23 protein-coding genes are annotated in these 25374 nt (G+C 64.6%); 18 read left to right on the top strand and 5 right to left on the bottom strand.

All coding sequences use genetic code 11. The features are described from left to right. Window positions 1–161: 161 nt before the first annotated feature. From TQ29_RS09090 to TQ29_RS09030, 13 genes are all read left to right on the top strand, one after another. Window positions 162–914, top strand: coding sequence for a DUF3365 domain-containing protein (locus TQ29_RS09090; RefSeq protein WP_054538885.1), 753 nt, complete (start codon window positions 162–164; stop codon window positions 912–914). Then, the gene (locus tag TQ29_RS09085) at window positions 911–3598 is read left to right on the top strand and encodes a response regulator (RefSeq protein ID WP_054538884.1); all 2688 of its coding nucleotides are present in this window, start codon (window positions 911–913) and stop codon (window positions 3596–3598) included. Before TQ29_RS09090 ends, TQ29_RS09085 begins: the two co-directional genes overlap by 4 nt. A 26-nt stretch (window positions 3599–3624) precedes the next feature. Then, window positions 3625–3990 (top strand): response regulator, encoded by a 366-nt coding sequence (locus TQ29_RS09080; RefSeq protein ID WP_054538883.1) that lies wholly within the window; start codon window positions 3625–3627, stop codon window positions 3988–3990. Between the two features lie 8 nt (window positions 3991–3998). Continuing rightward, window positions 3999–5546 carry an adenylate/guanylate cyclase domain-containing protein gene (locus tag TQ29_RS09075; protein ID WP_054538882.1) on the top strand — a complete coding sequence of 516 codons (1548 nt, stop codon included), beginning with the start codon at window positions 3999–4001 and terminating at the stop codon, window positions 5544–5546. Window positions 5547–5683: 137 nt separating this feature from the next. Then, on the top strand, window positions 5684–6733 hold the full coding sequence (gene nadA / locus TQ29_RS09070) for a quinolinate synthase NadA (protein WP_054538881.1): 1050 nt from the start codon (window positions 5684–5686) through the stop codon (window positions 6731–6733). An 11-nt stretch (window positions 6734–6744) separates the two neighbouring features. Next, entirely contained in the window at window positions 6745–8322 is a 1578-nt protein-coding gene (locus TQ29_RS09065; RefSeq protein ID WP_054538880.1) for an L-aspartate oxidase, read from the top strand. Further along, window positions 8319–9173 carry a carboxylating nicotinate-nucleotide diphosphorylase gene (gene nadC / locus TQ29_RS09060; RefSeq protein ID WP_037206719.1) on the top strand — a complete coding sequence of 285 codons (855 nt, stop codon included), beginning with the start codon at window positions 8319–8321 and terminating at the stop codon, window positions 9171–9173. Before TQ29_RS09065 ends, nadC begins: the two co-directional genes overlap by 4 nt. Before the next feature lie 196 nt (window positions 9174–9369). Continuing rightward, window positions 9370–10926, top strand: a complete 1557-nt coding sequence (locus TQ29_RS09055) for an ABC transporter substrate-binding protein (protein WP_054538879.1) — start codon at window positions 9370–9372, stop codon at window positions 10924–10926. A 108-nt stretch (window positions 10927–11034) separates the two neighbouring features. Continuing rightward, the gene (locus TQ29_RS09050) at window positions 11035–12015 is read left to right on the top strand and encodes an ABC transporter permease (protein WP_054538878.1); all 981 of its coding nucleotides are present in this window, start codon (window positions 11035–11037) and stop codon (window positions 12013–12015) included. After that, complete coding sequence (locus TQ29_RS09045) at window positions 12012–12956, top strand: ABC transporter permease (protein WP_054538877.1); 945 nt, start codon at window positions 12012–12014, stop codon at window positions 12954–12956. Before TQ29_RS09050 ends, TQ29_RS09045 begins: the two co-directional genes overlap by 4 nt. A 4-nt stretch (window positions 12957–12960) precedes the next feature. Continuing rightward, window positions 12961–13956 (top strand): ABC transporter ATP-binding protein, encoded by a 996-nt coding sequence (locus TQ29_RS09040; RefSeq protein ID WP_054538876.1) that lies wholly within the window; start codon window positions 12961–12963, stop codon window positions 13954–13956. Further along, window positions 13953–14981, top strand: a complete 1029-nt coding sequence (locus TQ29_RS09035) for an ABC transporter ATP-binding protein (RefSeq protein ID WP_054538875.1) — start codon at window positions 13953–13955, stop codon at window positions 14979–14981. The genes TQ29_RS09040 and TQ29_RS09035 overlap by 4 nt, the downstream gene beginning before the upstream one ends. A 29-nt stretch (window positions 14982–15010) precedes the next feature. Continuing rightward, window positions 15011–15922 carry a LysR family transcriptional regulator gene (locus TQ29_RS09030; RefSeq protein WP_054538874.1) on the top strand — a complete coding sequence of 304 codons (912 nt, stop codon included), beginning with the start codon at window positions 15011–15013 and terminating at the stop codon, window positions 15920–15922. Between the two features lie 5 nt (window positions 15923–15927). Here TQ29_RS09030 and TQ29_RS20945 read toward each other — a convergent pair whose 3' ends face one another. Continuing rightward, window positions 15928–16104, bottom strand: a complete 177-nt coding sequence (locus TQ29_RS20945) for a hypothetical protein (RefSeq protein WP_173585962.1) — start codon at window positions 16102–16104, stop codon at window positions 15928–15930. Continuing rightward, window positions 16101–16640, bottom strand: coding sequence for a hypoxanthine phosphoribosyltransferase (hpt, locus tag TQ29_RS09025; RefSeq protein ID WP_054538873.1), 540 nt, complete (start codon window positions 16638–16640; stop codon window positions 16101–16103). The genes TQ29_RS20945 and hpt overlap by 4 nt, the downstream gene beginning before the upstream one ends. A 68-nt stretch (window positions 16641–16708) precedes the next feature. Between hpt and TQ29_RS09020 the strand changes: the two genes are divergently transcribed. Further along, window positions 16709–17167 (top strand): type II toxin-antitoxin system RatA family toxin, encoded by a 459-nt coding sequence (locus tag TQ29_RS09020; protein ID WP_054538872.1) that lies wholly within the window; start codon window positions 16709–16711, stop codon window positions 17165–17167. A gap of 63 nt (window positions 17168–17230) precedes the next feature. Here TQ29_RS09020 and TQ29_RS09015 read toward each other — a convergent pair whose 3' ends face one another. Genes TQ29_RS09015 through TQ29_RS09005 form a run of 3 tightly spaced genes read right to left on the bottom strand, consistent with a single transcriptional unit; the run spans window position 17231 to window position 19349 of the window. Continuing rightward, the gene (locus TQ29_RS09015; RefSeq protein WP_054538871.1) at window positions 17231–17716 is read right to left on the bottom strand and encodes a CinA family protein; all 486 of its coding nucleotides are present in this window, start codon (window positions 17714–17716) and stop codon (window positions 17231–17233) included. Further along, a complete protein-coding gene (locus tag TQ29_RS09010; protein WP_054538870.1) occupies window positions 17713–18207 on the bottom strand; it encodes a phosphatidylglycerophosphatase A in 495 nt (164 codons plus the stop codon). Before TQ29_RS09010 ends, TQ29_RS09015 begins: the two co-directional genes overlap by 4 nt. Then, window positions 18204–19349: a bifunctional 2-C-methyl-D-erythritol 4-phosphate cytidylyltransferase/2-C-methyl-D-erythritol 2,4-cyclodiphosphate synthase gene (locus TQ29_RS09005; RefSeq protein WP_054538869.1), complete on the bottom strand. Its 1146-nt coding sequence runs from the start codon at window positions 19347–19349 to the stop codon at window positions 18204–18206. The genes TQ29_RS09010 and TQ29_RS09005 overlap by 4 nt, the downstream gene beginning before the upstream one ends. A gap of 144 nt (window positions 19350–19493) precedes the next feature. Here TQ29_RS09005 and dusB point away from each other — a divergent pair, with 144 nt between their 5' ends. Genes dusB through TQ29_RS08985 form a run of 4 tightly spaced genes read left to right on the top strand, consistent with a single transcriptional unit; the run spans window position 19494 to window position 25364 of the window. Continuing rightward, window positions 19494–20519 carry a tRNA dihydrouridine synthase DusB gene (dusB, locus tag TQ29_RS09000; RefSeq protein WP_082386588.1) on the top strand — a complete coding sequence of 342 codons (1026 nt, stop codon included), beginning with the start codon at window positions 19494–19496 and terminating at the stop codon, window positions 20517–20519. Next, window positions 20516–21619, top strand: coding sequence for a nitrogen regulation protein NR(II) (locus tag TQ29_RS08995; RefSeq protein ID WP_054538867.1), 1104 nt, complete (start codon window positions 20516–20518; stop codon window positions 21617–21619). The genes dusB and TQ29_RS08995 overlap by 4 nt, the downstream gene beginning before the upstream one ends. Window positions 21620–21647: 28 nt before the next feature. Further along, window positions 21648–23015: a sigma-54-dependent Fis family transcriptional regulator gene (locus tag TQ29_RS08990; protein ID WP_037206750.1), complete on the top strand. Its 1368-nt coding sequence runs from the start codon at window positions 21648–21650 to the stop codon at window positions 23013–23015. Between the two features lie 54 nt (window positions 23016–23069). Continuing rightward, window positions 23070–25364, top strand: coding sequence for a PAS domain-containing sensor histidine kinase (locus TQ29_RS08985; protein ID WP_082386587.1), 2295 nt, complete (start codon window positions 23070–23072; stop codon window positions 25362–25364). Window positions 25365–25374: the final 10 nt, after the last annotated feature.

Below are 25374 nucleotides of genomic sequence, written 5' to 3'. Positions count from 1 at the left end.
GCCGCGCGATCGGCATGAGTGCGGTTTTACCTTTACCCAACGTCGGCTTCTTGCCATGCTGTGGCGCGACATAATGTATCGGCGGCGACGGCCCCGCCGACCCAAGACCGATTCAAATTATCGTTTCCGATGGCTTCTTTTGCCAGACACCAGAGATTGACATGCGACACAGATTACCTTTCGCGGCATTGCTCGTTTCCCTGTTTTGCGCGGCGCCGCTGGCGGCCGGCACCTCGGATCAGGCCGGGGCGGAGCTTGCCAATGGCAACCGGCTTGCAGCCGTCCTGCGGACGGGGCGCAACGTACTGTCGAGCAATCAGGATCTGATCAACGATCCCGCCATCGGCGACAAGGGTCTGACAGGCAGCGTGTTCGTGGCACAGGTGATCGCGGCCTATACCGCGCAAAACGGTGCGCCGCCCGTCACCGACGATCTGTCCGAGGTTCAGCGCCGGCTGACGGAGGCGCAGCTTTCGTCGATGGCCGAGGTGATCGACGAAAGCCAGACCATTTTCAACGCCGAGGGCGTGGGGTTCAAAGGCTTTATCCCGGCGATTTTCGCGCGTCTGGTCAACGAGCGTTTCGCCGAGAAGATGCAGGCGCAGGCCCGGGTGAAGGTAACCGCGCCCGGCAACCTGGTGCGCAACCGCAAGGCCCGCCCCGACGCATGGGAAGACGGCGTGATCGAGGGCAGGTTCCGCAGCGCCGGCTGGGAAAAGGGCGCGCCATTCTATGAAGAGGTGCAGCTTGACGGCCAAAGCGCGTTCCGGATGCTGATTCCCGAATATTACTCCACCTCCTGCCTGAGCTGCCACGGCACCCCCGCCGGGGAAATGGATGTCACCGGATTTCCGAAAGAGGGCGGCGCCGAAGGCGATCTCGCAGGGGCGATCAGCATAACCTTCTTCAGATGAGCACGCCCGGCCCGGCCCCCTCGCGCCTGCGCTGGCTGGCGGAAAACAAGATACCGCTGCGCATCGGCTCGCTTTCGGCTGTGCTTCTGGGGGCGCTGGTGATCAGCACGGTGTTCATGGCCTTTGACCTGATGAACAACCTGCGCCGCATTCAGGATGCCAACACCCGGTTTCACCGCCTGCAGATCGCCGCCAGCGCCGACCGGCATTTCGGCGAGATGCGCTATTGGATGACGGATCTGTCCGTCAGCCTGCTGACGCTGTCAGAGCGGCGCGCGAATGCCGCCCGTACCGAGCTTGAGGCCGATCTGACCCGGCTGGAGGAGTTCGCCCCCGATGCCGCCGGGAAAATCCGGGCCGGCACCGCCGCCTATTACGCGCGGGCGCTGGATGCGGCGGATGCCTATACCGATGGCAACAGGATCATCGGCAACACGCTGCTGGCCGAGGCGCGGCTTGGCAGCGACGCGGTGGATCAGACGCTGGGCCAGCTCGTGGCCCAACTGGCCGACGAGGCCGATCAGGCCAACAGATCGGCGACGCTGGCTTCGCAGCGTTCGGTGATGCGCGCGCTGATCGCCTGTGTCGTGATCCTGATCGCGGGCGCGGCGCTGACCTGGCTGGTGCTGCGTTCGATCCTGACCCCGCTCGACAAGGTGAACCGGGCCATTGCGGCGCTGAACGAGGGCGAAACCGATGTGGCTTTGCCGCCCGAGGGCAAGGATGAGTTCGGCCGCATCTCGCAAACGCTGCGCACCCTGCGCGACAGTCAGGAAATGCGCCGCAGGCTGGAGGAAGCCGCCGAGGCGCAGCGCAACACGATCATGACGGCGATCGAAACCATCCCCGACGGGTTCGCCCTGTTCGACGCCGAGGACCGGGTGCTGTTGATGAACGCCCGGTTCCGCAAGATTTTCACCGGCGTCGACGACATTCTCGAGCCCGGCACGGCGTTCGAACAGATCCTGCGCGCCCAGGTCGAACGGGGCACGGTCGATACCGGCGGGCTGCCGGGTGAAGACTGGGTGGCCGCGCGGCTGCGGTTTCACCGCCACCCCGACGAGCTGCGCCAGGTGCTGCGGATCGGGGGCGCCTGGGTGCAGGTGACCAAACGCAAGACCCCGGATGGCGGTACGGTGGCGGTTTACAGCGACATCACCGATCTGAAGGACAAGCAGGAAGAGCTGGAAGAGGCGCGCGCCGGCGCCGAGGCCGCGAATGAGGCGAAAAGCCGGTTCCTTGCGTCGATGAGCCACGAGCTGCGCACGCCGCTGAACGCCATCATCGGCTACAGCGAAATGCTGATCGAGGATGCCAGGGACATCGGGCAGGAAGAGCCGGTGGACGATCTGGAAAAGATCATGGCTTCGGGGCGGCATCTTCTTTCGCTGATCAACGACGTGCTGGACCTGTCGAAGATCGAAGCCGGCAAGATGGAGCTTTACGTCGAAACCTTCGCGCTGCGCCCGTTGCTGGCCGAAGTCGAGGCCACCGTCGCGCCGCTGATCGCCAAGAACGGCAACCGGCTGATCGTGGACGCCCAGATCGACCCCGACGAGATCGCGACCGACAAGACAAAGCTGCGCCAGAACCTGTTCAACCTTCTGTCCAACGCCGCGAAATTCACCAGCGGCGGCACCATCACGCTTTCGGTGAAACGGGTGCGCCGGGGCGGGCAGGAGATGTTCGAGTTCATCGTCGCCGATGACGGGATCGGGATGAATGACGTGCAGAAATCCAAGCTCTTTCAGGCCTTTGTGCAGGCCGATTCCTCTACCACGCGCAACTATGGCGGCACCGGCCTGGGCCTGGCCATCGCGCAGCAGTTCACCCGTATGATGGGCGGGCATATCACCGTCGAAAGCCAGGAGGGCGCGGGCTCTGCCTTTTCCTTCGCGATTCCGGTGTCGTTTTCAGCGCAGCCCCAGGCCGGGGCGGGGGCGCAGGAGGCCGCGCATGCCGGGCGCGTTCTGGTGATCGACGACGAGGCCAGCGCCCGTTCCGCCGTTGCGCGGCTGGTGCGCGACGAAGGCTATGACGTGTTCACCGCCAGCAATGCCGAGGATGGATTGTCACTGGCGCGCAGGCACCGCCCGGATGCCATCATCCTCGACGTGATCATGCCCGAACGCGATGGCTGGTCGGTACTCAAAGAGCTGAAATCCGACCCCGACCTGTGCGAGACGCCCGTGATCCTGTCCACCGTCGTGACCGACCGCGAGATGGGGCTGGCCTTCGGTGCGGTCGATCACCTGACCAAGCCGGTCGATCCCAAGCGCCTGATCAGCACGCTGAACGCCGTCGCGGGCGACCGTGACCGCGAGGTTCTGATCGTGGACGACGATGCCGCGACCCGGACCCTCTTTCGCCGCATTCTGGTGCGCGAAGGCTGGCAGGTGCGCGAAGCCTCGGACGGGCAGCGCGCGCTGTCGCAGCTTGAAACGCGGCGCCCGACGCTGATCGTTCTGGATCTGCTGATGCCCAACCTCGACGGGTTCGAGGTGTTGCGCGCGCTGAAGGCGAATGCCGCGCTCCGCGATCTGCCGGTGATCGTGGTGACGTCCAAGGATCTTTCGGGAGAGGAGCTTGCATGGCTTAAATCCCATGCGGGCGATGTGATAAAGAAGGGCCAGAACGGCCGGTCCGAACTGGTGGCAGCCCTGAAAAGGCATATGGCCGCATAGAGACGGGCCTGGGAGGACACGAGACCATGACGACAATCCTGATCGTTGAAGACAACGACATGAACCTGGACATGCTGTCGCGCCGGCTCAAGCGCAAGGGCTTTGACATCGAAGCGGCACGGGACGGGCAGGCGGGTGTCGAGGCTGCGGCCAGTATCCTGCCCGATCTCATCCTGATGGACATGAGCCTGCCCGTCATCGACGGGTGGGAGGCGACGCGCCGGCTCAAGTCCAACGCCGCCACGGCGCGGATTCCGGTGATCGCTCTGACGGCCCATGCCATGGCCAGCGACCGGGAAAAGGCGCTTCAGGCCGGGTGTGACGATTATTACACCAAGCCGATCGAGCTGCCGGGGTTGCTGGAAAAGATCAGCATCCTTCTGAAACGGTAGGGCAGGTGATGAGCACCGGGCGGATCGGCACACTGGCGCTGGCGACACGGGTCGCGCAGAAGATCGCCGGCCCGGCCGAGGCGATCCTGGGGTATCAGACGCTGATCCTAGAAGAGCTGCGCCAGAGCGGCCCGGCAGAGGCGCGGGAGGATCTGGAAAAGGTTCTGGGCGCGGCCCGCGCGCTTCAGCAGCTTGTGCACGCCATCCTGCGCGGCGAGGTCGATCTGGGCGGCGGCGAAGAGACGGAGGCCCGCCTGCGCCACGATCTGCGCACCCCGATCAACGCGATCCTCGGTTATTCCGAGATGGTGCTGGAAGATTTCGCCGTCGATCTGGGCGATACCGCCTGCGCCGACATCAACACCGTTTTGTCCGAGGCGCGCCGCCTGCTGGCGCAGATCGAAACGCTGGTCGATATGTCCCGCGCCGATCCGGGGGCGGAGATCGGCGAAGACAGCGACACGCGGCTGGCCGAGGATCTGGAACGCACCCTGCGCAAGTCGGCATCCTCGGAGGCACGGGAAACCGGCCGCATCCTGATCGTCGATGATGAACCGGCGAACAGAGAGATTCTGGCCCGTCAGCTTCGGCGCAAGGGCCATGTGGTGCGCACCGCCGGTTCGGCACGCGATGCGTTCGAAACCCTGGCCGAGGAACGTTTCGATCTGGCGCTCGTGGATATTCTGATGCCCGACATGAACGGGATCGAGCTGCTCGGGCTGCTCAAGGGCGACGCGACCTGGCGCGATATGCCCGTGGTGATGATTTCAGGCCTGAACGAAACAGCCGCGATCGTGAAATGTATCGCGGCGGGGGCCGAGGATTATCTGCCGAAACCGGTCGACCCGGTGCTGTTGCATGCCCGGGTGGAGGCCTGCCTCGAACGGTTCCGCCTGCGCGAGCGGGAAAAGGAATTCACCGCCCGGATCCAGCATGAAAAGGATCGCGCGGATGCGCTGCTTCACGCGGTGCTGCCGGCGCCGGTGATCCGGCGGCTGAACGACGGCGAGGCCCAGATCGCCGACCGGTTCGACGATGTCAGCATCATCTTTGCCGATATCGTCGATTTCACCCCGCTGGTGGCGCGGACCGATCCCTCGATGCTGTTGCAGCAGCTCGCGGTGCTGTTCTCGGAATTCGACGATCTGGCCGAAAAGCACGGAATCGACAAGATCAAGACGATCGGCGATGCCTATATGGCCGCCGCCGGCGTGCCCGATCCGCGCCCCGATCACGCCCGCGCCGCCATCGCCTTTTCGCGTGATCTGATCCGGTCCATGGCCAGAGGGCTGGGGCTGGACCCCGACCTGAAGGTGCGCGTGGGCGTGCATTCGGGGCCCGTGGTGGCCGGGCTGATTGGCCGCAAGCGCTTTGTCTACGATGTCTGGGGCGAAACCGTTAACCTGGCCAGCCGGCTGGAAACCACGGGCATGGCCGGGCGGATACAGATTTCGGGCCAGACGCTTCGGGCGCTGGGAGAGGACGCCGGCCCCGCGCATGCGCGCGATCACGAAGTCAAGGGCATCGGCCTGATCACCACCTACCTGATCGACTGAGCCGGGCCGGGTGCCGTAACGGCAGGGCCGGCAGGGCCGGCGCGCTTATCCGGACGCCCGGATGTGCATTCGACTGGAATAAACCGTTGAAGATGTATAGATAACGCCGGAACAAGCTTCGTAGGGGGGAACTTCCGTTGCTCGATCTTTCAAATATGCGATCCGCCCTGGCGGAGCATTACGATCTGGAACCGTCGGTCGAAAAGGCCGAGGCCACGTATGACATCTATGACCGGATGGACCGAGTGGTCACGCCCGCCGATTGGGCGATATTCGCGCCATATGTAATTGAAATCAACAAGTTGAAGAAAGAACGCGACGCGGTGATCCTGGCGCATAACTACATGACGCCCGAGATTTATCACGGCATCGCGGATTTCGTCGGCGACAGCTTGCAGCTTGCCATCAAGGCGACCGAGGTCGAGGAAGAGGTGATCGTGCAATGCGGCGTGCATTTCATGGCCGAAACCTCGAAAATCCTGAACCCGGCCAAGACGGTTCTCATCCCCGACAGCGCCGCCGGCTGCTCGCTGGCAGAATCCATCACCGCCGAGGGCGTGGCCCAGATGCGCGCCAAATATCCCGGCGCGCCGGTGGTTTCCTATGTCAACACCACCGCCGAGGTGAAGGCGGCATCGGATATCTGCTGTACCTCGGCCAATGCGGTGCAGATCGTCGATGCGATGGAAAGCGACACGGTAATCATGACGCCCGATCAGTATCTGGCGCAGAACGTGGCCAACCAGTCGAAAAAGAAGATCGTCTTCTGGGAAGGCTCGTGCATCGTGCATGAGCTTTACACGGCCGAGGATCTGCGCGCCTACCGCGAGCATGACCCCGACATCAAGATCATCGCCCATCCCGAATGCACCCCCGATGTGGTGGCCGAGGCCGATTTCACCGGCTCGACCAGCGGCATGATCCAGTGGGTGCGCGATCACAAGCCGGCCAAGGCGATGCTGGTCACCGAATGTTCGATGGCCTCGAACATCGCCGACAGCCTGCCCGAGGTGGAATTCGCCAAACCCTGCAACATCTGCCCCTACATGAAGAAGATCACGCTGGAAAAGGTGCTCTACGCGCTGCACACGATGACCGAAGAGGTGGTCGTTGCGCCGGAGGTGGCCGATAAGGCCCGGCTCGCGGTCGAGCGGATGATCGATCTCAGCCGTTCGCTGGCCCGGTAACGGGCACGGCCATGGCACAGCCCGTCACGACGGATCGCATCGTTATTGTCGGCGCGGGCATGGGGGCGCTTTACGCCGCGCTGAAACTGGCGCCGCGCCCGGTGCTGGTCATCTCTCCGGAAACGCTGGGCGAGGGGGCAAGCTCCGCCTGGGCGCAGGGCGGGGTGGCGGCGGCGATGGATACCGCCGACAGCCCGCTGAAACATGCCGAAGACACGGTGCGGGCCGGGGCCGGCACGGTTGACGCGAAGGTGGCCGAACATGTCACCCATGACGCGCGCGACTATATCCTTGACCTGACCGATCTTGGCACGCCCTTCGACCGCGATGCCGAAGGCCATTACATGCTCAGCCGCGAGGCCGCCCACAGCATGGCGCGCGTGGTGCGTGTGCAGGGCGATCAGGCCGGGCGCCAGATCATGGAAACCCTGATCGCACAGGTGCGCCGCGCCCCTTCGGTGCAGGTGATGGAAGGGGTGATGGCCTCGGGGCTGGAGACCGACGGCGGCGTGGTGACCGGGATCTGGGTTCAAACCGCGTCCGAGGCCCGCTCTTTGCCGGTGCTGATCCGGGGCGCGGCCTATCTGCTCGCCGGGGGAGGCTCGGGCGGGCTCTATGCGCTGACGACCAATCCGCCGCGCATCCGCGGTCAGGTGATCGGCATGGCGGCGCGGGCAGGGGCGGTGATCGCGGATGCCGAATTCGTGCAGTTCCACCCCACGGCAATGGACATCGGCGAAGATCCGGCCCCCCTTGCGACAGAGGCATTGCGCGGCGAGGGCGCGACCCTGATCAACAAGCAGGGAGAGCGGTTCATGCGCGGCCTGCACCCCGACATGGAACTGGCGCCCCGCGATATCGTGGCGCGCGCCATCTTTGCCCAGACCCGGGCCGGCAACCGCCCGATGCTGGATACGCGCGGCGCGCTTGGCACCGAGGTTCTGACCCGGTTCCCGGCTGTGGCCCAAGCCTGCGCCCGCGCCGGGATCGACCCGGTGAAAGAGCCGATCCCGGTGGCTGCGGCGGCGCATTACCATATGGGCGGCATCGACACGGCGATCGACGGGCGCGCCAGCCTCGGCAACCTGTGGGTTTGCGGCGAGGCAAGCTCCACCGGGCTGCACGGCGCCAACCGCCTTGCTTCCAACGGGCTGCTCGAGGCGCTGGTGTTCGCGCGGAGCTGCGCCAACGGCATTGCCGAAACGTTGGGTGATGTGGTGCCCAGAGCTTGCCCCGAAGTCTCGATCGCGTTTCAGCCGGGCGGCGTTGCCCCCGATCCCGCCGCCGTGGCCAGGCTGCGCCGGGAGATGACAGATCACGTCGGCGTGGTGCGCAACGCGGCGGGGCTGAAAGCCGCGCTGCGGGTGATTGCCGGGCTCGAGGCGGAACAGGCGAATTGCCCCGGCTTTCTGAACATGACGGCCACCGCGACCCTGATCGCCGCCGGCGCCCTGATGCGCGAGGAATCGCGCGGCGGCCATTTCCGGGATGATTTCCCCGAGGCCCGCCCCGACATGGCCCATCGCAGCCGGCTGACGCTGAAACAGGCGCTGGCGCTGCGCGACAAGGTAATGAAGGAAACCGTATGACCCCTGCCCATATGACCGTGCCCGACCTGATCCTGGAGCCGCTGGTGCGCGGCGCACTGCTGGAGGATCTGGGACAATATGGCGATATCACCACCCGCGCCGTGATCCCGGCCGGAACCACCTATGACGCGCGGATCAACGCGCGCGAGCCGGGGGTGGTGTCGGGCATGCGGATCGCCGCGCTGGCGTTCCGTCTGGTCGATCCGGCGCTGAAGGTCACCACGCGCCTGCCCGATGGCGCGGCCTGCAACCCCGGCGATACGCTGATGGAGATCTCAGGCCCGGCCGCATCCATCCTGTCGGCCGAGCGGGTGGCACTGAACTTTGCCGGCCGGCTGAGCGGCATCGCCACGCTGACCGCGGGTTTTGTGGCCGAAACCAGCGGCACGCACACCCGCATCACCTGCACCCGCAAGACCACCCCGGGGCTGCGAGTGGCCGAAAAGCTGGCGGTGCTGCATGGCGGCGGCTTCAACCACCGGTTCGGCCTGTCGGATGCGATCCTGATCAAGGACAACCACATCGCCGCCGCCGGCGGTGTGCGCGAAGTGCTCGAGGCGGCCAAGGCGGTCGCGTCGCACATGGTGCGGGTCGAGATCGAGGTGGACCGGCTCGATCAGCTTGAAACCGTGCTGGCCACGGGCGGGGCCGATGTGGTGCTGCTGGACAATATGGATACGCCGACCCTGCGCGCGGCGGTGGCGCTGGTGGCCGGGCGGCTGGTGACAGAGGCATCGGGCAACATGCAACTGCCGCGCATCGCCGAGGTCGCCGCGACCGGGGTGGATTACATTTCCTCGGGCGCGCTGACCCATTCGGCGCGAACCCTTGATCTGGGTCTGGATTTCTAGCCCAGAGCCCGACTCTACAACCGCCCGATTGTGCCCGCGAAGGCGGCGGAAATCCAAGCTTTGCCCTGGATTCAGCCGCCATTTGCATCGCGCCGCGGGGTGAGTTGTTATTTGTATTCACCTATTCAGTATTGGCATTGGTATCTTCAAAACCCGGTGTCTATCGTTCCCGAAATCAACAAGCAGGGAGCTTATCATGAAGCTATTTGGAACGATTGCATCGGCATGCGCGCTGTCTGTCGCGCTGGCGATGGGGGCGGGTGCCGCCTCGATCAAGGTCGCCTATGACGCGGATCCGGTTTCGCTGGACCCGCATGAACAGCTTTCGGGCGGCACGCTGCAACTTTCGCATATGGTCTTCGATCCGCTGGTGCGCTGGACCCAGGATCTGCAGTTCGAAGGGCGCCTGGCCACGAGCTGGGAGCAGATCGACCCCACCACAACGCGGTTTTCGCTGCGCGAGGGCGTGAAGTTCCACTCGGGCAATGAAATGACCGCGAAAGACGTGAAGTGGACCTTTGATCGCCTCAAGGAAAGCCCTGATTTCAAAGGTATTTTCAATCTCTTCACCGGCATCGAGATTGTCGACGATTACACCGTCGACCTGAAAACGAGCGAGCCCTATCCGCTGGTCCTGCACACCGCGACCTATATCTTCCCGATGGATTCGGCCTTTTACTCGGGCGCCGATGACGGCGGGAACGACAAGGCTGCCATCGTCAAGCACGGCGATTCCTTTGCCTCGCGCAATGTTTCGGGCACCGGCCCCTATGTGATCACCGAGCGCGAGCAGGGCGTGAAGGTGGAGTTCGAGCGCTTTCCCGGCTATTGGGACAGTGAAAGCAAGGGCAATGTCGATCACATCACCCTGACCCCGATCAAGGAAGATCCCACCCGCGTCGCGGCGCTGCTGTCGGGCGATGTCGATTTCATCGCGCCGGTGCCGCCGACCGACCTGGCCCGGATCGACGCCGACGACAGCACCAATCTGATCACCATGTCCGGCACCCGGATCATCACCTTCCAGATGAACCAGGAGCGGGTCGAGGCGTTCAAGGATCCCAAGGTGCGTCTGGCGATCGACTACGCCGTCAACAACGCCGGGATCGTCGACCGCATCATGAAGGGCTTTGGCACCGTGGCCGCCCAGGCCAGCCCCGAGGGCTATCTGGGCTATGACGCCAGCCTTACCCCCCGTTTCGACGAGGCAAAGGCCATGGCCCTGATGGAAGAGGCCGGATATGGCGATGGTTTCGAGATCACCATGATGGCGCCGAACAACCGCTATGTGAACGACGACAAGATCGCGCAGGCGGTGGCCACGATGCTGGCGAAGATCAAGATCAAGGTCGATCTGAAAACCGTGCCCAAGGCGCAGTACTGGCCCGAGTTCGATGCGCGTGCCGCCGACATGATGATGATCGGCTGGCATTCGGACACCGAGGATTCGGCGAACTTCCATCAGTTCCTGACCCATTGCTTCAACGCCGAGACCGGCGACGGGCAGTATAACTCGGGCAACTACTGCAACCCCGAGGCCGACGCGCTGATGACCAAGGCAAATGCCGAAACCGATGTGGCCAAGCGCACCGCGCTGCTGCAGGAGCTGGAAGGCATCCTTTACGAAGAGGCCGCGTTCATTCCCCTGCACTGGCAAGACCTCGCCTGGGGCGCGCGCAAGGGCGTTCACGCCGAAAGCATCGTGAATGCGCTGGACTTCCCTTATTTCGGCGATCTCGTGGTCGACGAATAAGAACAGGACGTGGCGGGCTTCGGCCCGCCACACCTCCTGCCACACTGCTTTCACGGATCACCGCCCGCACCGCCGCGCCGTGATCCGCGCCCAACAAGGTAAGATCGAATGTTCGCCTATCTCGTCAAACGGGTCTTTCAGGCCGCGGTGGTGATGTTTGTCATCTCGCTGATAAGCTTTTCCATACAGGACAATCTGGGAGATCCGCTGCGCGAACTCGTCGGTCAGTCCGTGTCCGAAGAGGTGCGCGAGCAGTTGCGCGACGAGCTGGGGCTGAACGACAGTTTCCTGGTGCAATACGGCCGGTTCGCCAAAAAGGCGATGCGCGGCGATCTGGGCACCTCGTATTTCTTCAAGGAACCCGCACTTGAGGTGATCCTGAAAAAGCTGCCGGCGACGCTGGAACTGGTGCTGGGCGCCACGTTCATCATCATCGGCCTGTCGGTGCCGCTTGGCGTCTTTACCGCGATCCGGCCGCACTCCATTTTCAGCCGCGTCATCATGGGGTTCAGCATCATCGGCATTTCGGTGCCCGTGTTCCTGACCGCGATCCTGATGATCTTTGTTTTCTCGGTCGAGATGCGCATCCTGCCGTCCTACGGGCGTGGCGACGTGGTGCATGTGTTCGGCTACTGGTCGACCAATTTCCTGACATGGGACGGCTGGAAGCATATCCTGCTGCCCTCGGCCGCGCTGGCCTCGATCATGCTGCCGCTGTTCATCCGGCTGATCCGGTCAGAGATGATGGAGACGCTGCAAAGCGAATACGTGCGCTTTGCCTGGGCCAAGGGCCTGCGCCCGCGCCGCATCTGGTTCGTCCATGCGCTGAAGAACACGCTGTTGCCGGTGATCACGGTCGGCGGGGTGCAGATCGGCACCATGGTCGCCTATACGATCCTGACCGAAACCGTGTTTCAGTGGCCCGGCATGGGGTTCATGTTCCTTGAAGCGGTCAACCGCGTCGATACTCCGCTGATCGTGGCCTATCTGATCGTGGTCGGCTTCATCTTCGTGGTCACCAACACGATCGTCGATCTGATCTACGGGCTGGTCAACCCGACCGTGAAACTGGCGAGGATGGGCGCATGAGCAACCTGAGCACCAATCCCGAAAAGACCCGCATGCAAAAGATGTGGCACTCGAACATCGCCTACAGCTTCCGGCGCAACCCGGTGGCGATCGTCAGCCTGGCGGTGTTTCTGCTGATCGCGCTGTCGACGCTGTTCGCGCCGCTGCTGGCCCCGTTCGATCCCTATGACATGACCCAGTTCAACATTCTGGATTCCGAACTGCCCCCCGCGTGGGAGCAGGGCGGCGAGGCGCGGTTCGTGTTCGGCACCGATGCCCAGGGCCGCGATCTGTGGAGCGCGATCCTCTACGGCACGCGGGTGTCGCTGATCATCGGCATCTGCGCGGTGGCGGTGCAGGCGCTGCTCGGCATCACCATCGGGCTGGTCGCGGGCTATGTCGGGGGCAGGGTGGACAGCCTGCTGATGCGGCTGGCCGATGTGCAGCTTTCTTTCTCGACGCTGATGGTGGCGATCATCTTTCTGGCCATCAGCCAGGCGCTGTTCGGGTCGGAAACCTTCAACGAATACGCGCTGTTCATTCTTGTCATCGTGATCGGCGTGGCCGAGTGGCCGCAATACGCCCGGACCGTCCGTGCCACGGTGCTGGCCGAGAAGCGCAAGGAATATGTCGATGCGGCGCGGGTGCTGGCCTTCGGGCCGTTGCGCATCATGATCAAGCATATCCTGCCCAACTCGATCTCGCCGATCTTCGTGATCTCGACGGTGCAGGTCGCCAACGCGATCATATCAGAGGCGTCGCTGTCGTTTCTCGGGCTGGGGATGCCGGTGTCGCAGCCCTCGCTGGGCTCGCTGATTTCCAGCGGGTTCGATTATATCTTCTCGGGCAGCTGGTGGATCACCACCATTCCCGGCATCGTTCTGGTGGTTCTGGTCCTTGTGATCAACCTGCTGGGCGACTGGCTGCGCGATGTGCTGAACCCCAAGCTTTACAAGGGATAAGCTGATGTCCTTGCTTTCCGTGCGCGACCTTGTCGTCAAATTCGCCATGCGGGATCAGACCGTGACCGCGCTCAACGGCATTTCCTTCGATCTCAACCGGGGCGAACGGATGGGCATCGTCGGCGAATCCGGCGCCGGCAAGTCGATCACCGGCTTTGCCATCCTCAACCTGATCAGCCGCCCCGGCTTCATCGATTCCGGCCATGTTATGTTCGACGGGATGGATCTGGCCCATACGAGCGACAAGGCGCTGCGCACGATCCGCGGCAACCGCATCGCCATGATCTTCCAGGATCCGATGGTCACGCTGAACCCGGTTCTGACCATCGGCCAGCAGATGGTCGAGACGTTGCAGGCGCACCGTTCCCTGACCCGCAGGGATGCCGAGAAGATCGCGGTGGCGAAGCTGCGCGAGGTCTATATCCCGGCGCCCGAAGAACGGCTGCAGCAATACCCGCACGAGCTTTCGGGCGGCATGCGCCAGCGCATCATCATCGCCATCGCGCTGCTGCTCGACCCGCAGCTCATCATCGCCGACGAGCCGACCACCGCGCTCGACGTGACCATCCAGGCCGATATCATGGAGCTGCTGCTGGAGCTGTGCCAGAGCAACAACGTCAGCCTGATCCTGATCACCCATGACCTTGGCGTGGTGTCGCAGATGACCGAGCGCACCCTGGTGATGTATGCCGGGCGGATCATCGAAAGCGGCCGCACCCGCGCCATCATCAACGATCCGCAGCACCCCTATACCCAGGGCCTGATCAAGGCGCTGCCGCAACAGACGCTGCCGGGCGAGCGGCTGAAACAGATCCCCGGCAACATGCCGGCGCTGTCGGCCATCCCGCCGGGTTGCCCGTTCAACCCGCGCTGCGAATATACCGTCGACCGCTGCCGCACCACGATCCCCGAGCTGGTCAGGGTGGGGCCGGTCGAAGTGGCCTGCCATGAGGTGCAGCGCATGAACCGCGATACCGAGACCGAGGAACAAACCGCATGAGAGGCGATGACATCGGCCAGCCGCTGCTGGAGATCAGGCATCTGGAAAAACGCTTCGCGCTGGATCAGGGGTTTCTCGAAACGCTTCGGTTCCGCAAGGGCCACATCACCCGCGAGCGGCGCGAGGTACATGCCGTCAACGACGTCTCGCTTGGCATCGCGCGGGGCGAGGCGCTGTGCGTGGTCGGGGAGTCAGGCTGCGGCAAATCCACCGTGGCTCGGCTTATCGCCGGCCTGCTGACGCCCAGCTCCGGCTCGGTGCATTACGACGGCACCCGGATCGACACGCTTTCGGGCCGGGCACTGCGGCCGTTCCGCCGCAAGATGCAGATGATCTTTCAAAACCCCTATGCGTCGCTGAACCCGCGGATGACGATCCAGCAGACGCTCGAGGAACCGGTGCGCAACCATTTCCACGGCCTGCCGCGCGCGCAGGTCGAAGACAAGGTGGCCGAGGTGATGCGCGCGGTCGGCGTCGACCCGAACTGGGCCAAACGCTATCCGCACGAGTTTTCCGGCGGTCAGCGCCAGCGCATCGCCATCGCCCGCGCCCTGACCGTCGATCCTGACTTCGTGGTCGCCGATGAACCGATCTCGGCGCTTGACGTGTCGATCCAGGCGCAGGTGCTGAACCTGATGCTGGAGGCCAAGGACGAACGCGGCCTGACCTATCTGTTCATCACCCACGATCTGTCGGTGGTGCAGCATTTCGGCACGCGGGTCGCCGTGCTCTATCTCGGAACGCTGTGTGAACTGGCCGATACCGCCACGCTCTTCGCGAACCCCCGCCATCCCTATACCAAGGCCCTGCTCAGCGCCGTGCCGCAGCTGAAGGACGATCACCCCAACCACATCCGCCTGCGCGGAGAAATCCCGACCCCGATCAACATGCCGACAGGCTGTCCCTTCAAATCGCGCTGCAGCTATGCCAATGATCGGTGTGGCGCCGAACAACCGCGCCCGCTGCGGCAGCCTGACGGCGCCCTCGTGGCCTGTCATGCGGTCGAGGAAGACAGGTTAGGGTGACAGGCGCGCCCCTGCGGTAGGACAGTCGATTGGATATTCTCTGGTTAAAGGACTTCGAGTCTTTGGCCGCGCTGAAGAATTTCTCGCGCGCGGCGGAAGACCGCCACGTCAGCCAACCCGCCTTCAGCCGCCGCATCCGCATTCTGGAGGCCGAGGTGGGGGTCAGCCTGATCAACCGCGAAACCCTGCCGCTGTCGCTGACGCCGGCGGGCGAGCTTTTCCTGGTTCAGGCCCAACGCATCCTCAAAACCTATGCCGAAACCATCGAGCGCTGCCAGATCATCGACGCCGCCGACAGCGACGTGATCCGCTTCGCCACCACCCAGTCGCTCTACCTGACCCATTACAAGTCGCGCATCGCGCCGCTGGTAAAGGCGGGCGGCATCGACATAGATCTCAACTCCACCGCCTGGGCCGCGGATCAGTTCGTGACGGCGCTGCAACAGCATTATTGTGACGTGATCCTGACCTACTGGCACCCGGCCATGGATTTCCTGTCGCCGCTCGAAGTGTCAAAATGCGATTACCTGACCCTGTCGAACGACCGGTTCCTGCCCGTGTCACGCCCCGAGCCCGACGGAAGCCCGCGCTATCGCCTGCCGGCGCGCGGCGGCACATCGGTACCGCTTCTGGGCTACGGCTCGGCGTCGGTGCTCAGCTCGGTCGTCGAACATGTGCTGCGCCAACAGCTGACACGGCCCAATGTGCTGGTGGTCAACCACAACGGCCTCGCGGTGGGCATCAAGGCGATGATCCAGGAGGATTTCGGCATGGGCTGGCTGCCCGAAGAACTGTGCAAATCCGAAATCCAGAACGGCACGCTCTGCCTTGCCGCAGATCCCTCCTATGCCACATCACTGGAAATCCGGCTCTACCGCGACAGCGAAAACCGGAAACCCTCGCTGGTCAGGCTCTGGCGTCAGCTCGAAGACACGCTCTAGCTATGTCACCAGCGGCCACCCCGCGTGCCGTCAACGGTCAGCCAGTCCGGCCAGCCGACAAACCGCTCGACCGCCAGCAGCGCCAGGCACAGGGCGATGACCCCCAGCACCAGCTTTACCCGTTTTTCACCGGGCGGGTTCCGGGCCCAGCGGGCCATGCGCAAAAACCAGCGCGGATTCATTCGATGAACCTCACCTTGCCGATATAGGGCAGGTTGCGGTTGCGTTGGGCAAAGTCGATGCCATAGCCGACGACGAATTCATCCGGAATCTCGAACCCCGTCCAACTCGCCCTCACCGGCACCTCCCGGCGCGACGGCTTGTCCAGCAGGGCGATCGTCTCCAGCCGCCGCGGCTGACGGCCTTCCAGGAGATGCACCACATGCGACAGGGTAAATCCGGTATCGACGATATCTTCCACCACCAGAACATCGCGCCCCGAAATCTCGCCGCGCAGATCCTTCAGGATACGCACCTCGCGCGCGCTTTGCATGGCGTCCCCGTAGGAAGAGGCCTCGAGGAAATCCACCTCCACCGGCAGGTCCAGCTCGCGCACCAGATCGGCGATAAACACGAACGAGCCGCGCAACAGCCCCACCAGGATCAGCTTGTCAGTACCCGCGAAAGAGAGCCGTATCTCCTGCGCCAGCGCCTCGATCCGCGCGGCGATCGTCTTGGCCGAGATCATTTCATCTATGACATAAGGTCTTTCAGGCATGGCAATCTCTTGATTTCTCCGGCTCGGTGGTCGAAATGACGCCTCACTGTTATCAGCAAAGATTGCCCATGCCGACCCATTCCGAGACTCGCAAACTGCCGTATTCCGCCGCACAGATGTATGATCTGGTCGCCGATGTCGCCGCCTATCCGGATTTCCTGCCCTGGACAGCCGCGGCGCGCATCCGCTCGCGCAGCCCGATCCCGGGGGGCGAGGTGATGGAGGCCGATCTGGTCATCTCCTTCAAGGTCTTCCGCGAAAAATTCGGCAGCCGCGTCACGCTCTGGCCCGAAGCACAACGGATCGACACCGAATACCTGGATGGTCCTTTCCGCCACATGAAATCGACCTGGGCGTTCCGCGATCTCGACGAGGGCGGCTGCGAGGTGGATTTCTTCGTCGATTTCGAATTCCGCAACCGGATCCTGCAAGGCGTCATCGGCGTCGTGTTCCACGAAGCGATGCTGCGCGTCGTCAAGGCATTCGAATCCCGCGCCGCGCAGCTCTACGGCCAGCCGAATGGCTGATCAGCCCCTTCATCTTTCCGAAAATATCCCCGCCGGAGGCAAAAATCTCTTCGCGGCGCCCGCTCAGCCCATGTCGCGCAGCGCCGCCACCAACAGGCCAAGCGCATGTTCCACCGTGGCGCGGCGCACATTGCCCCGGCCAATCGCGCCGAAATCGACCGTTTCGCTGCGCGTGGGCGCGCCGTCCCGCGCCAGCCCGAAACAGACCCGCCCCTCGGGCTTGTGCTCCGATCCGCCGGGCCCGGCTATCCCGGTGACCGAAACGGCCAGCGCCGCATCCGAACGCGCCAGCGCCCCTTCCGCCATCTCGGCCGCGACCTGCTCCGACACCGCGCCATGGGTGGCCAGCGTCGCCGCGCGCACGTTCAGCATCTGGGTCTTGGCCGCGTTGGAATAGGTCACGAACCCCCGGTCGAACACATCCGACGATCCCGCCACATCGGTGATCGCCCCGGCGATCAGCCCGCCGGTACAGGATTCCGCCGTGGCGATCATCACGCCGCGCGCGCGGGCAAGCTCCAGCAGCGTGGTGGCGGGGCCCAGCGTCATCGCATCAGCACCCCGTGATAAAGCCCTGCCGCCAGAATCACCCCGAGCCCGGCAAGGGCACCGGCGATCAGATCATCCAGCATAACCCCCGCGGTGCCGCTGCGCCGGTCGGCCCAGCCCACCGGCCCCGGTTTCCAGATGTCGAACAGCCGGAACAGCACGAAGGCCCCGACCCAGCCCGGCCAAGGGAAATTCCAGCCGTCCAGCCCGGCCATCCAGAACCCGAGCGACGGGGCCAGCATCGCCAGCCACTGGCCCGCGACCTCGTCAATCACGATCTCCGACGGGTCCTTGTCGACGCGCCCGGCAATGTCACGGGCCACCGCCCAGAAGGCCAGAACGGTGACGGCGAGCGTGGCGAGGGCCAGCAGCGGAAAGCCCCCCAGCCCATGCAGCAGCAGCGCCAGCGCCACCGCCACGGCCGAGCCCCAGGTGCCGGGCGCCGGGCGCAGCCGACCGACATAGCAGAATGTGGTCACGAAACGGATCATGGTTTCACCAATGTTGCGGTTGCCAGGGCGGCGATGCCTTCCTCGCGGCCGGTGAACCCCAGCCGCTCCGACGTGGTCGCCTTTACGCTGACCCGGTCCGGCTCCAGCCCCATGATGCGGGCCATTTCCGCTTTCATCGCAGGCGCATGCGGGCCGATCTTCGGGTGTTCGCAAATCAGGGTGACGTCGGCATGGGTCAGGGCAAAGCCCCGCGCGCGGGCCAGCGCGACGGCGTGATCCAGAAAGATATGGCTGGCCGCGCCCTTCCATTGCGGATCGGAGGGCGGGAAATGCTGGCCGATATCGCCCATCCCGAGCGCGCCATAGATCGCATCGGTAACCGCATGCATGCCCACATCGGCATCCGAATGCCCCTGCAGGCCGCGCCCGTGCGGAATGCTGACGCCGCACAGCGTGACCGCATCGCCGGGGCCGAAACGGTGCACGTCGAACCCGTTGCCGGCGCGAATATCCATGGCATCCTCCTGCAACAGCCGTTCGGCGCGGGCGAAATCGGCGGGATGGGTGATCTTGAGGTTGTTTTCATCCCCCTCGACGATCGCCACGTCAAGCCCGGCAGCCAGCGCCACCTCTACATCATCGGCGGCCCCGCCGGGGTGGGCGGCATGGGCGGCGCGGATCGCCGCCAGCCGGAATCCCTGCGGCGTCTGGGCCCGGTAGAGCCCGTCGCGCGGTTCCGGGGCACGTACGCGCCCCTGCGCGCCGCGCCACAGCGCATCGGTGACGGGCAGGGCGGGGGCGGCACCCGGGCCGTGCTCCAGCGCCGCCAGCACGCGCCCGATCACCTCGGCGCTGACCAGCGGCCGCGCGCCGTCATGGATCAGAACCGCATCGATTCCCGGCGTGACCGCCTCCAGCCCGGCCCGGACAGACTGGCCGCGACTTGCGCCGCCATGAACAAGCGTGACGTTACGTGATCCTTCCCCGAGCGTTTCGCTGAAAAGCGCGTCATCCTGGGAATTCACCACCACGATGATCTGCGAGACACCCGGATGCGCCGCGAAGGCAGCAACCGAGCGCGCAAGCACAGGCACCCCCCGAAGCATCTGGTATTGCTTGGGAATATCCCCGCCTGCGCGGGTGCCGCGCCCGGCGGCCACGATGATGGCGGCGGTCTTCATCACGTCTCCCGTTTTGCTCTTTCCCGTGTACGTGCTGCCGCCGGGGGGGGCAATGCCGCAAAATGGTCATTCATAATGAGTAAAAAACAGGCACAGTATGATTCCGCGCCCGTTCTTTGGCCAGTGCAATTGCATTTACCGGGAATGAGAACTACCTCGAACGTTAATTGCACAAGGATTAAGCAGTTGGCCATTCGATTGGCGAATATCACCCTCGACCCGCCCGTTCTCCTCGCGCCGCTCGCGGGGATCACGGATCTGCCGTTTCGCGATCTGGTCTCGTCTTTCGGGGCCGGGCTGGTCGTGAGCGAGATGGTGGCGAGCCAGGAAATGGTGCAGGCCAAGCCCGGCGTGCGCGAACGGGCGGAGCTCGGTTTCGGCTCGGCCAACACCGCCGTGCAGCTTGCCGGGCGCGAGGCACATTGGATGGCCGAGGCCGCGCGCAAGGTCCAGGCCAACGGCGCCCGGATCATCGACATCAACATGGGCTGCCCGGCCAAGAAGGTGGTGAACGGCTACTCCGGCTCGGCGCTGATGCGCGACCCCGATCACGCGTTGCGCCTGATCGAGGCGGTTGTGGGCGCCGTGTCGATTCCCGTGACGCTGAAAACCCGGCTGGGCTGGGATGACGCCTGCCTGAACGCGCCCGATCTGGCGCGGCGGGCAGAGGCGGCCGGGGTGCGGATGATCACCATCCACGGGCGCACACGCTGCCAGTTCTACAAGGGCCGGGCCGACTGGGCCGCGATCCGCGCGGTGCGCGATGCGGTCGGCGTGCCGGTGGTGGCCAATGGCGATATCGTCGATGCCGAGACCGCGCGACAGGCGCTGGCGCTGTCGGGCGCCGATGGCGTGATGGTCGGGCGGGGGGCGCAGGGGCGGCCCTGGCAACTGGCGCAGATCGCTGCGGCACTGTCCGGCGTGCAGGGGCCGCAGCCACTGCGGGGGCACGCGTTTTACAGCATGGTCTCGGGCCATTACGAGGCGATGCTCGCCTTTTACGGCAACGCCCTGGGCACCCGCGTCGCCCGCAAGCACCTGGGCTGGTACATGGACGAAGCAGGCACGCCCGCCGGGCTGCGCCGCGCGGTGCTGACCGAACCCTCGCCCCGGCGCGTTCTGACGCTGCTGAAGGACGCGCTTGCCGGCGGCGTGCGTCAGGCCGCATGACCACCGAGCGTGACATCATATGGTCGGCCCTGCCGCTGCCCGCGTTCATCCTGGATCGCGACAACCGGATACGCGAGATCAACCCGGCGGCCGAGCAGTTCGTCAACAAATCCATCCGCTCGCTGCGCGGCGCGAAAGTGTGGGAACGGGTCACGGTCGACACCCTGCTCGACGAAGCCTTTGACCGGGTGCGCAACAACCATTCCGAGCTGGTGATCAACGATGTCGAGGTTTCGGCCCCGCGCCGCCCGCCGGTTCAGTGCAACATCCAGATCGCGCCGCTGCGCGAGGATGAGGGCACCATCCTGATGCTGATCTCGCCGCGCGAGATCGCAGAGCGGCTGGGCCGCGCGCAATCGTCGAAATCGGCCGCAAAGTCGGCGATCGGCATGGCCGAGATGCTGGCCCATGAAATCAAGAACCCGCTGGCCGGTATCACCGGCGCGGCGCAGCTTTTGTCGATGAACCTGAGCGACGGGGATCTGGAGCTGACCGATCTGATCGTGGCCGAAAGCCGCCGCATCGTGAAGCTGCTGGAACAGGTGGAGCAGTTCGGCAACCTGCGCCCGCCGCAATGCAAGCCGGTGAACCTGCATGATATCCTGGACCGCGTGCGCAAATCGGCAACGGTCGGCTTTGCGTCCCGGCTGAAGATCGTGGAGGCTTATGACCCGTCGCTGCCGCCGACCTGGGCCGATGGCGATCAGCTTTTGCAGGTGTTCCTGAACCTCCTGAAAAACGCCGCCGAGGCCATCGGCCGCAGCGGCGAGGGCGGAACGATCACGATGCGCACCTTCTATGACCAGTCGCTGCGCCGTCGCCGCGATGACGGGTCCGGCCTGCCGGTACCGCTTCAGGTCGAGATCATTGACGATGGTCCGGGCCTGCCCAAGGAGATCGCCGGCGACATTTTCGACCCGTTCGTTTCAGGGCGCGAGAACGGCACCGGGCTGGGCCTGGCGCTGGTGTCGAAGATCATATCGGACCACGACGGGCTGGTCGCGGTCGAGTCCGCGCCGGGGCGCACTGTGTTCCGCATCTCGCTGCCCATTGCCCCGAAGAAAAACGCCAAGACCAAGGTCGAGGAGCCCAAGACATGACAACGACACACCGGTCGGAGGATTACTGATGGATGGCACTGTTCTGGTCGCGGATGACGATCGCACGATCCGCACGGTTCTGACCCAGGCGCTGACCCGCGCCGGGTGCAAGGTGCATGCGACATCATCGCTGATGACGCTGATGCGCTGGGTCGAGGAGGGCAAGGGCGATCTGGTGATCTCGGACGTGGTCATGCCCGATGGCAACGGGCTCGACGCCCTGCCGCGCATCTCGCAAGAGCGGCCGGGCCTGCCGGTGATCGTGATTTCCGCGCAAAACACGATCATGACCGCGATTCAGGCGGCCGAGGCCGAGGCCTATGATTACCTGCCCAAACCGTTCGATCTGCCCGATCTGATGAAACGGGCGGCCCGCGCGCTGGAGGCCAAGCGCCGCGCGCCCAGCCCGCGCCACGAGGTGGCCGCCGAACCGTCGGACGACCTGCCGCTGGTGGGCCGCACGCCGCAGATGCAGGCGCTCTACCGGCTGGTGGCGCGGGTGATGAACACCGATCTGGCGGTTCTGATCACCGGCGAAAGCGGTACCGGAAAATCCCTGATCGCCCGTGCGATCCACGATTTTTCCGACCGGCGCACGCTGCCCTTCGTCACTGCCTCGGCGGCGGATCTGACGGGCATCGACGGCCCGTCGGAATTGCTGGCGCGGGCGCGCGGCGGCTCCATCCTGTTCGATGAAGTGTCGGATCTGGATGCCGACACCCAGGCGCGGATCGTGCGGATGCTCGACGGGTTCGGCGACAACGCCCCGCGCATCATGGCCACATCGCAGACCGATCTGATGGGCCGGATGGAAGAGGGGCAGTTCCGGCAGGATCTGTTCTACCGGCTGGGCGGGGTCACGGTGAACGTGCCCTCGCTGCGCGAACGGGTCGATGACATCCCGCTGCTGGCCGAGCATTTCCTGGCCCGCGCCGAACGCGACGGGCTGTCGCCGCGCCGATTCGCCGATGACGCGATGGATCTGATCCGCGCCTACAGCTGGCCGGGCAATGTGCGACAGCTGGAAAACACGATCCGCCATCTGCTGGTCACAAGCTCCGAAGACGTGATTTCACGCCACGAGGTCGAGGCGGTGCTGGGCTCGCAACCCGAGATCGAGCCGCTGGTCGGCGGCGGCGAGGGCGAAAAGCTTTCTTCCTCGGTCGCCAAACACTTGCGGCGCTACTTTGATCTGCATGGCGGGGTGTTGCCGCCGCCGGGCCTTTACGCCCGGATTCTGCGCGAGGTGGAGCTTCCGCTGATCGAGATCGCGCTGGACGCGACCGGCGGCAATCAGGCCAAATGCGCCGACCTGCTCGGCATCAACCGCAATACTTTGCGCAAGAAGATCACCGATCTGGATATTCGCGTGACACGCCGTCGAAAGTTGATGTAAAATCGCAACACGGGCGTGGCCCATCGGCGTCATGCCGATAAGGGCACGCGAGATATGGCGGTCAGCCGCGAAAAGCGGCGCAATATAAAGAGGCTGGTGGTGCGAAGCCCTGCGCGGAGCGCAACCTGGGAGCGGCTGCAGGCTTTGCGGCGTCAAAGACGCGTGCAGAACTTTGCGACTCTGGGTCTTGTGATCCTGGGACCGCTTCTGGCGATCGTGACATTCCTGATGCTCGGGCCGCTTGATCAGGGCGCCTCGGCTGCCGGCCTGCGGGGTATCCTGCTGGCCGACATGGTGTATATTCTGGTCGTGGCGGCGCTGGTGATGCAGCGTGTCGCGCAGATGATCGCGGCGCGGCGCCGGCGCTCGGCCGGGTCACGGCTGCACCTGAGGCTGACCGGCGTCTTCGCCCTGATCGCGCTGATTCCCACGGTGCTGGTGGCGGTTTTCGCGGTGCTGACGGTGAACACCGGGCTGGAGGGCTGGTTTTCGGTGCGGGTGCGGCAGGTGGTCGGCAGTTCGCTCGCCGCCGCGCAGGCCTATGAACAGGCGCAGCGCCACGACCTGGTCGAGGATGTCGAGGCGGTGGCCCATTTCCTGAACCAGTCGCGGCGCTCCACGTTTTTCCTGACGGATGGCGACATCCGGCAATTGCTGACCTCGGCGCAGGGTCAGGTGCAGCGCGGGGTGAAAGAGGCCTATGTGATCGACGCCAATGGCGAGATCCGCGCCCGCGGCGAGCGATCGTACCTTTTCGACTATGAACAACCCACCCCGTTGCAGATCACCCGCGCCGAAGCGGGCGAAACGGTGTTGGTGCAGGATTGGGACAACGACGAATTCCGCGTTCTGATCAAGCTGGCGGCCTATATCGACCGCTACCTCTACATCTCGCGGCAGGTGGACGGCAACATCCTCAACCTGCTCGACAATGCGCAGGAAACCGCGCTTTTCTATCAACAGCTCGAAAGCGAACGGGGCAAGGTTCTGTTCGAATTCGGCCTGGTTTACATGGGCTTCGCGCTGATCCTGATCCTTGCCGCGGTCTGGCTGGGCCTGTGGTTCGCCGAAAGGCTCTCGCGCCCGGTGGGGCGGCTTGCCGGGGCGGCGCAGCGGGTGGGCGCGGGCGATTTCGATGTGCGCGTGATCGAGGAAAAGGGCGACGATGAAATCGCCATGCTGGGCCGGGTGTTCAACCAGATGACCCGCCAGCTCAAGCTGCAGCACGACGCGCTTCTGGAAAACAACCGGCAGATCGAAAGCCGGCGGCGGCTGTTCGATTCGGTTCTGTCGTCGGTCACGGCGGGGGTGATCGGCCTTGATGCCGACGGGCGGCTGGAATTCATGAACCGCTCGGCGCTGCGCCTGCTGGGGCTGGAAGAGGCGCAGGATCACGACCTGCCGCTGGCGGCGGTGGTGCCCGAGTTCGGGCCGCTGTTTGCCCGGCTGCGCGAAAAATCGGACGAGGCCGCGCAGGACGAGCTGAAGGTCACGCGCCGGGGCAAATCGGGCAACCTGCTGGTGCGCATGGCCACCCGGCGCAACAGCGCCGGAACGCTGGAAGGTTATGTGGTGACCTTCGACGACGTGACCGATCTGGTGACCGCCCAGCGCATGGCCGCATGGGGCGATGTGGCACGGCGTATCGCGCATGAGATCAAGAACCCGCTGACCCCGATCCAGCTTTCGGCGGAACGGCTGAAGCGCAGGTTCCGCAAGGCGGCGGGCGAAGACGCCGAGTTTCTGGATCAGTACACCGACGTGATCATCCGCCAGACCAATGACTTGCGGCGCATTGTCGATGAGTTCTCCAAATTCGCGCGGATGCCCGAACCCGACCGGCGGCTGGGCGATCTGGTCAAGATCACGCGCGATGCGGTGCTGCTGCAGGAAAGCGGCCAGCCCGGCGTGCGCTTTGTGACCGATCTTCCGGCCGGGCCGGTATTGGCAGAGCTGGATGAGACCATGATTTCACAGGCGCTGACCAACCTGATCAAGAATGCGGGCGAGGCCACGGAAACCCTGCGCGAACGGGGAAAACACGAGGGTTTTATCCCTGAAATCAGGATCGCCCTTGTGCTGGATGGCGATCAGGCGGTACTGCGCATTTCCGACAACGGCATCGGCCTTCCGGAAGACCGCGCGCGCCTGTTCGAACCCTACGTGACCACCCGGGACAAGGGCACCGGCCTTGGCCTGCCCATCGTGAAGAAAATCGTTGAAGAGCATGGCGGAGCACTGGCCCTGCGCGACGCGCCGGTGTTCGAGGGCTGCGGCCATCACGGCGCCGAGGCAGAGATTCGCCTGCCGCTGGCGCCGGCGATGCTGCTGGCCCCCGTCGCGGAATAGAATAAGAGAA

Origin of the sequence: Actibacterium sp. EMB200-NS6, assembly GCF_001305615.1 — a bacterium.
GTDB lineage: Bacteria > Pseudomonadota > Alphaproteobacteria > Rhodobacterales > Rhodobacteraceae > Actibacterium_A > Actibacterium_A naphthalenivorans.
Note: the sequence above shows the minus strand (reverse complement) of the source record. Positions and strands in the feature narration are given on the sequence as shown.

Coding starts and splice junctions, on each gene's coding strand:
- TQ29_RS09090 (WP_054538885.1), top strand. CDS start 162: ATGCGACACAGATTACCTTTCGCGGCATTGCTCGTTTCCCTGTTTTGC.
- TQ29_RS09085 (WP_054538884.1), top strand. CDS start 911: ATGAGCACGCCCGGCCCGGCCCCCTCGCGCCTGCGCTGGCTGGCGGAA.
- TQ29_RS09080 (WP_054538883.1), top strand. CDS start 3,625: ATGACGACAATCCTGATCGTTGAAGACAACGACATGAACCTGGACATG.
- TQ29_RS09075 (WP_054538882.1), top strand. CDS start 3,999: ATGAGCACCGGGCGGATCGGCACACTGGCGCTGGCGACACGGGTCGCG.
- TQ29_RS09065 (WP_054538880.1), top strand. CDS start 6,745: ATGGCACAGCCCGTCACGACGGATCGCATCGTTATTGTCGGCGCGGGC.
- nadC (WP_037206719.1), top strand. CDS start 8,319: ATGACCCCTGCCCATATGACCGTGCCCGACCTGATCCTGGAGCCGCTG.
- TQ29_RS09055 (WP_054538879.1), top strand. CDS start 9,370: ATGAAGCTATTTGGAACGATTGCATCGGCATGCGCGCTGTCTGTCGCG.
- TQ29_RS09050 (WP_054538878.1), top strand. CDS start 11,035: ATGTTCGCCTATCTCGTCAAACGGGTCTTTCAGGCCGCGGTGGTGATG.
- TQ29_RS09045 (WP_054538877.1), top strand. CDS start 12,012: ATGAGCAACCTGAGCACCAATCCCGAAAAGACCCGCATGCAAAAGATG.
- TQ29_RS09040 (WP_054538876.1), top strand. CDS start 12,961: ATGTCCTTGCTTTCCGTGCGCGACCTTGTCGTCAAATTCGCCATGCGG.
- TQ29_RS09035 (WP_054538875.1), top strand. CDS start 13,953: ATGAGAGGCGATGACATCGGCCAGCCGCTGCTGGAGATCAGGCATCTG.
- TQ29_RS20945 (WP_173585962.1), bottom strand. CDS start 16,104: ATGAATCCGCGCTGGTTTTTGCGCATGGCCCGCTGGGCCCGGAACCCG.
- hpt (WP_054538873.1), bottom strand. CDS start 16,640: ATGCCTGAAAGACCTTATGTCATAGATGAAATGATCTCGGCCAAGACG.
- TQ29_RS09020 (WP_054538872.1), top strand. CDS start 16,709: ATGCCGACCCATTCCGAGACTCGCAAACTGCCGTATTCCGCCGCACAG.
- TQ29_RS09015 (WP_054538871.1), bottom strand. CDS start 17,716: ATGACGCTGGGCCCCGCCACCACGCTGCTGGAGCTTGCCCGCGCGCGC.
- TQ29_RS09010 (WP_054538870.1), bottom strand. CDS start 18,207: ATGATCCGTTTCGTGACCACATTCTGCTATGTCGGTCGGCTGCGCCCG.
- TQ29_RS09005 (WP_054538869.1), bottom strand. CDS start 19,349: ATGAAGACCGCCGCCATCATCGTGGCCGCCGGGCGCGGCACCCGCGCA.
- dusB (WP_082386588.1), top strand. CDS start 19,494: ATGAGAACTACCTCGAACGTTAATTGCACAAGGATTAAGCAGTTGGCC.
- TQ29_RS08995 (WP_054538867.1), top strand. CDS start 20,516: ATGACCACCGAGCGTGACATCATATGGTCGGCCCTGCCGCTGCCCGCG.
- TQ29_RS08990 (WP_037206750.1), top strand. CDS start 21,648: ATGGATGGCACTGTTCTGGTCGCGGATGACGATCGCACGATCCGCACG.
- TQ29_RS08985 (WP_082386587.1), top strand. CDS start 23,070: ATGGCGGTCAGCCGCGAAAAGCGGCGCAATATAAAGAGGCTGGTGGTG.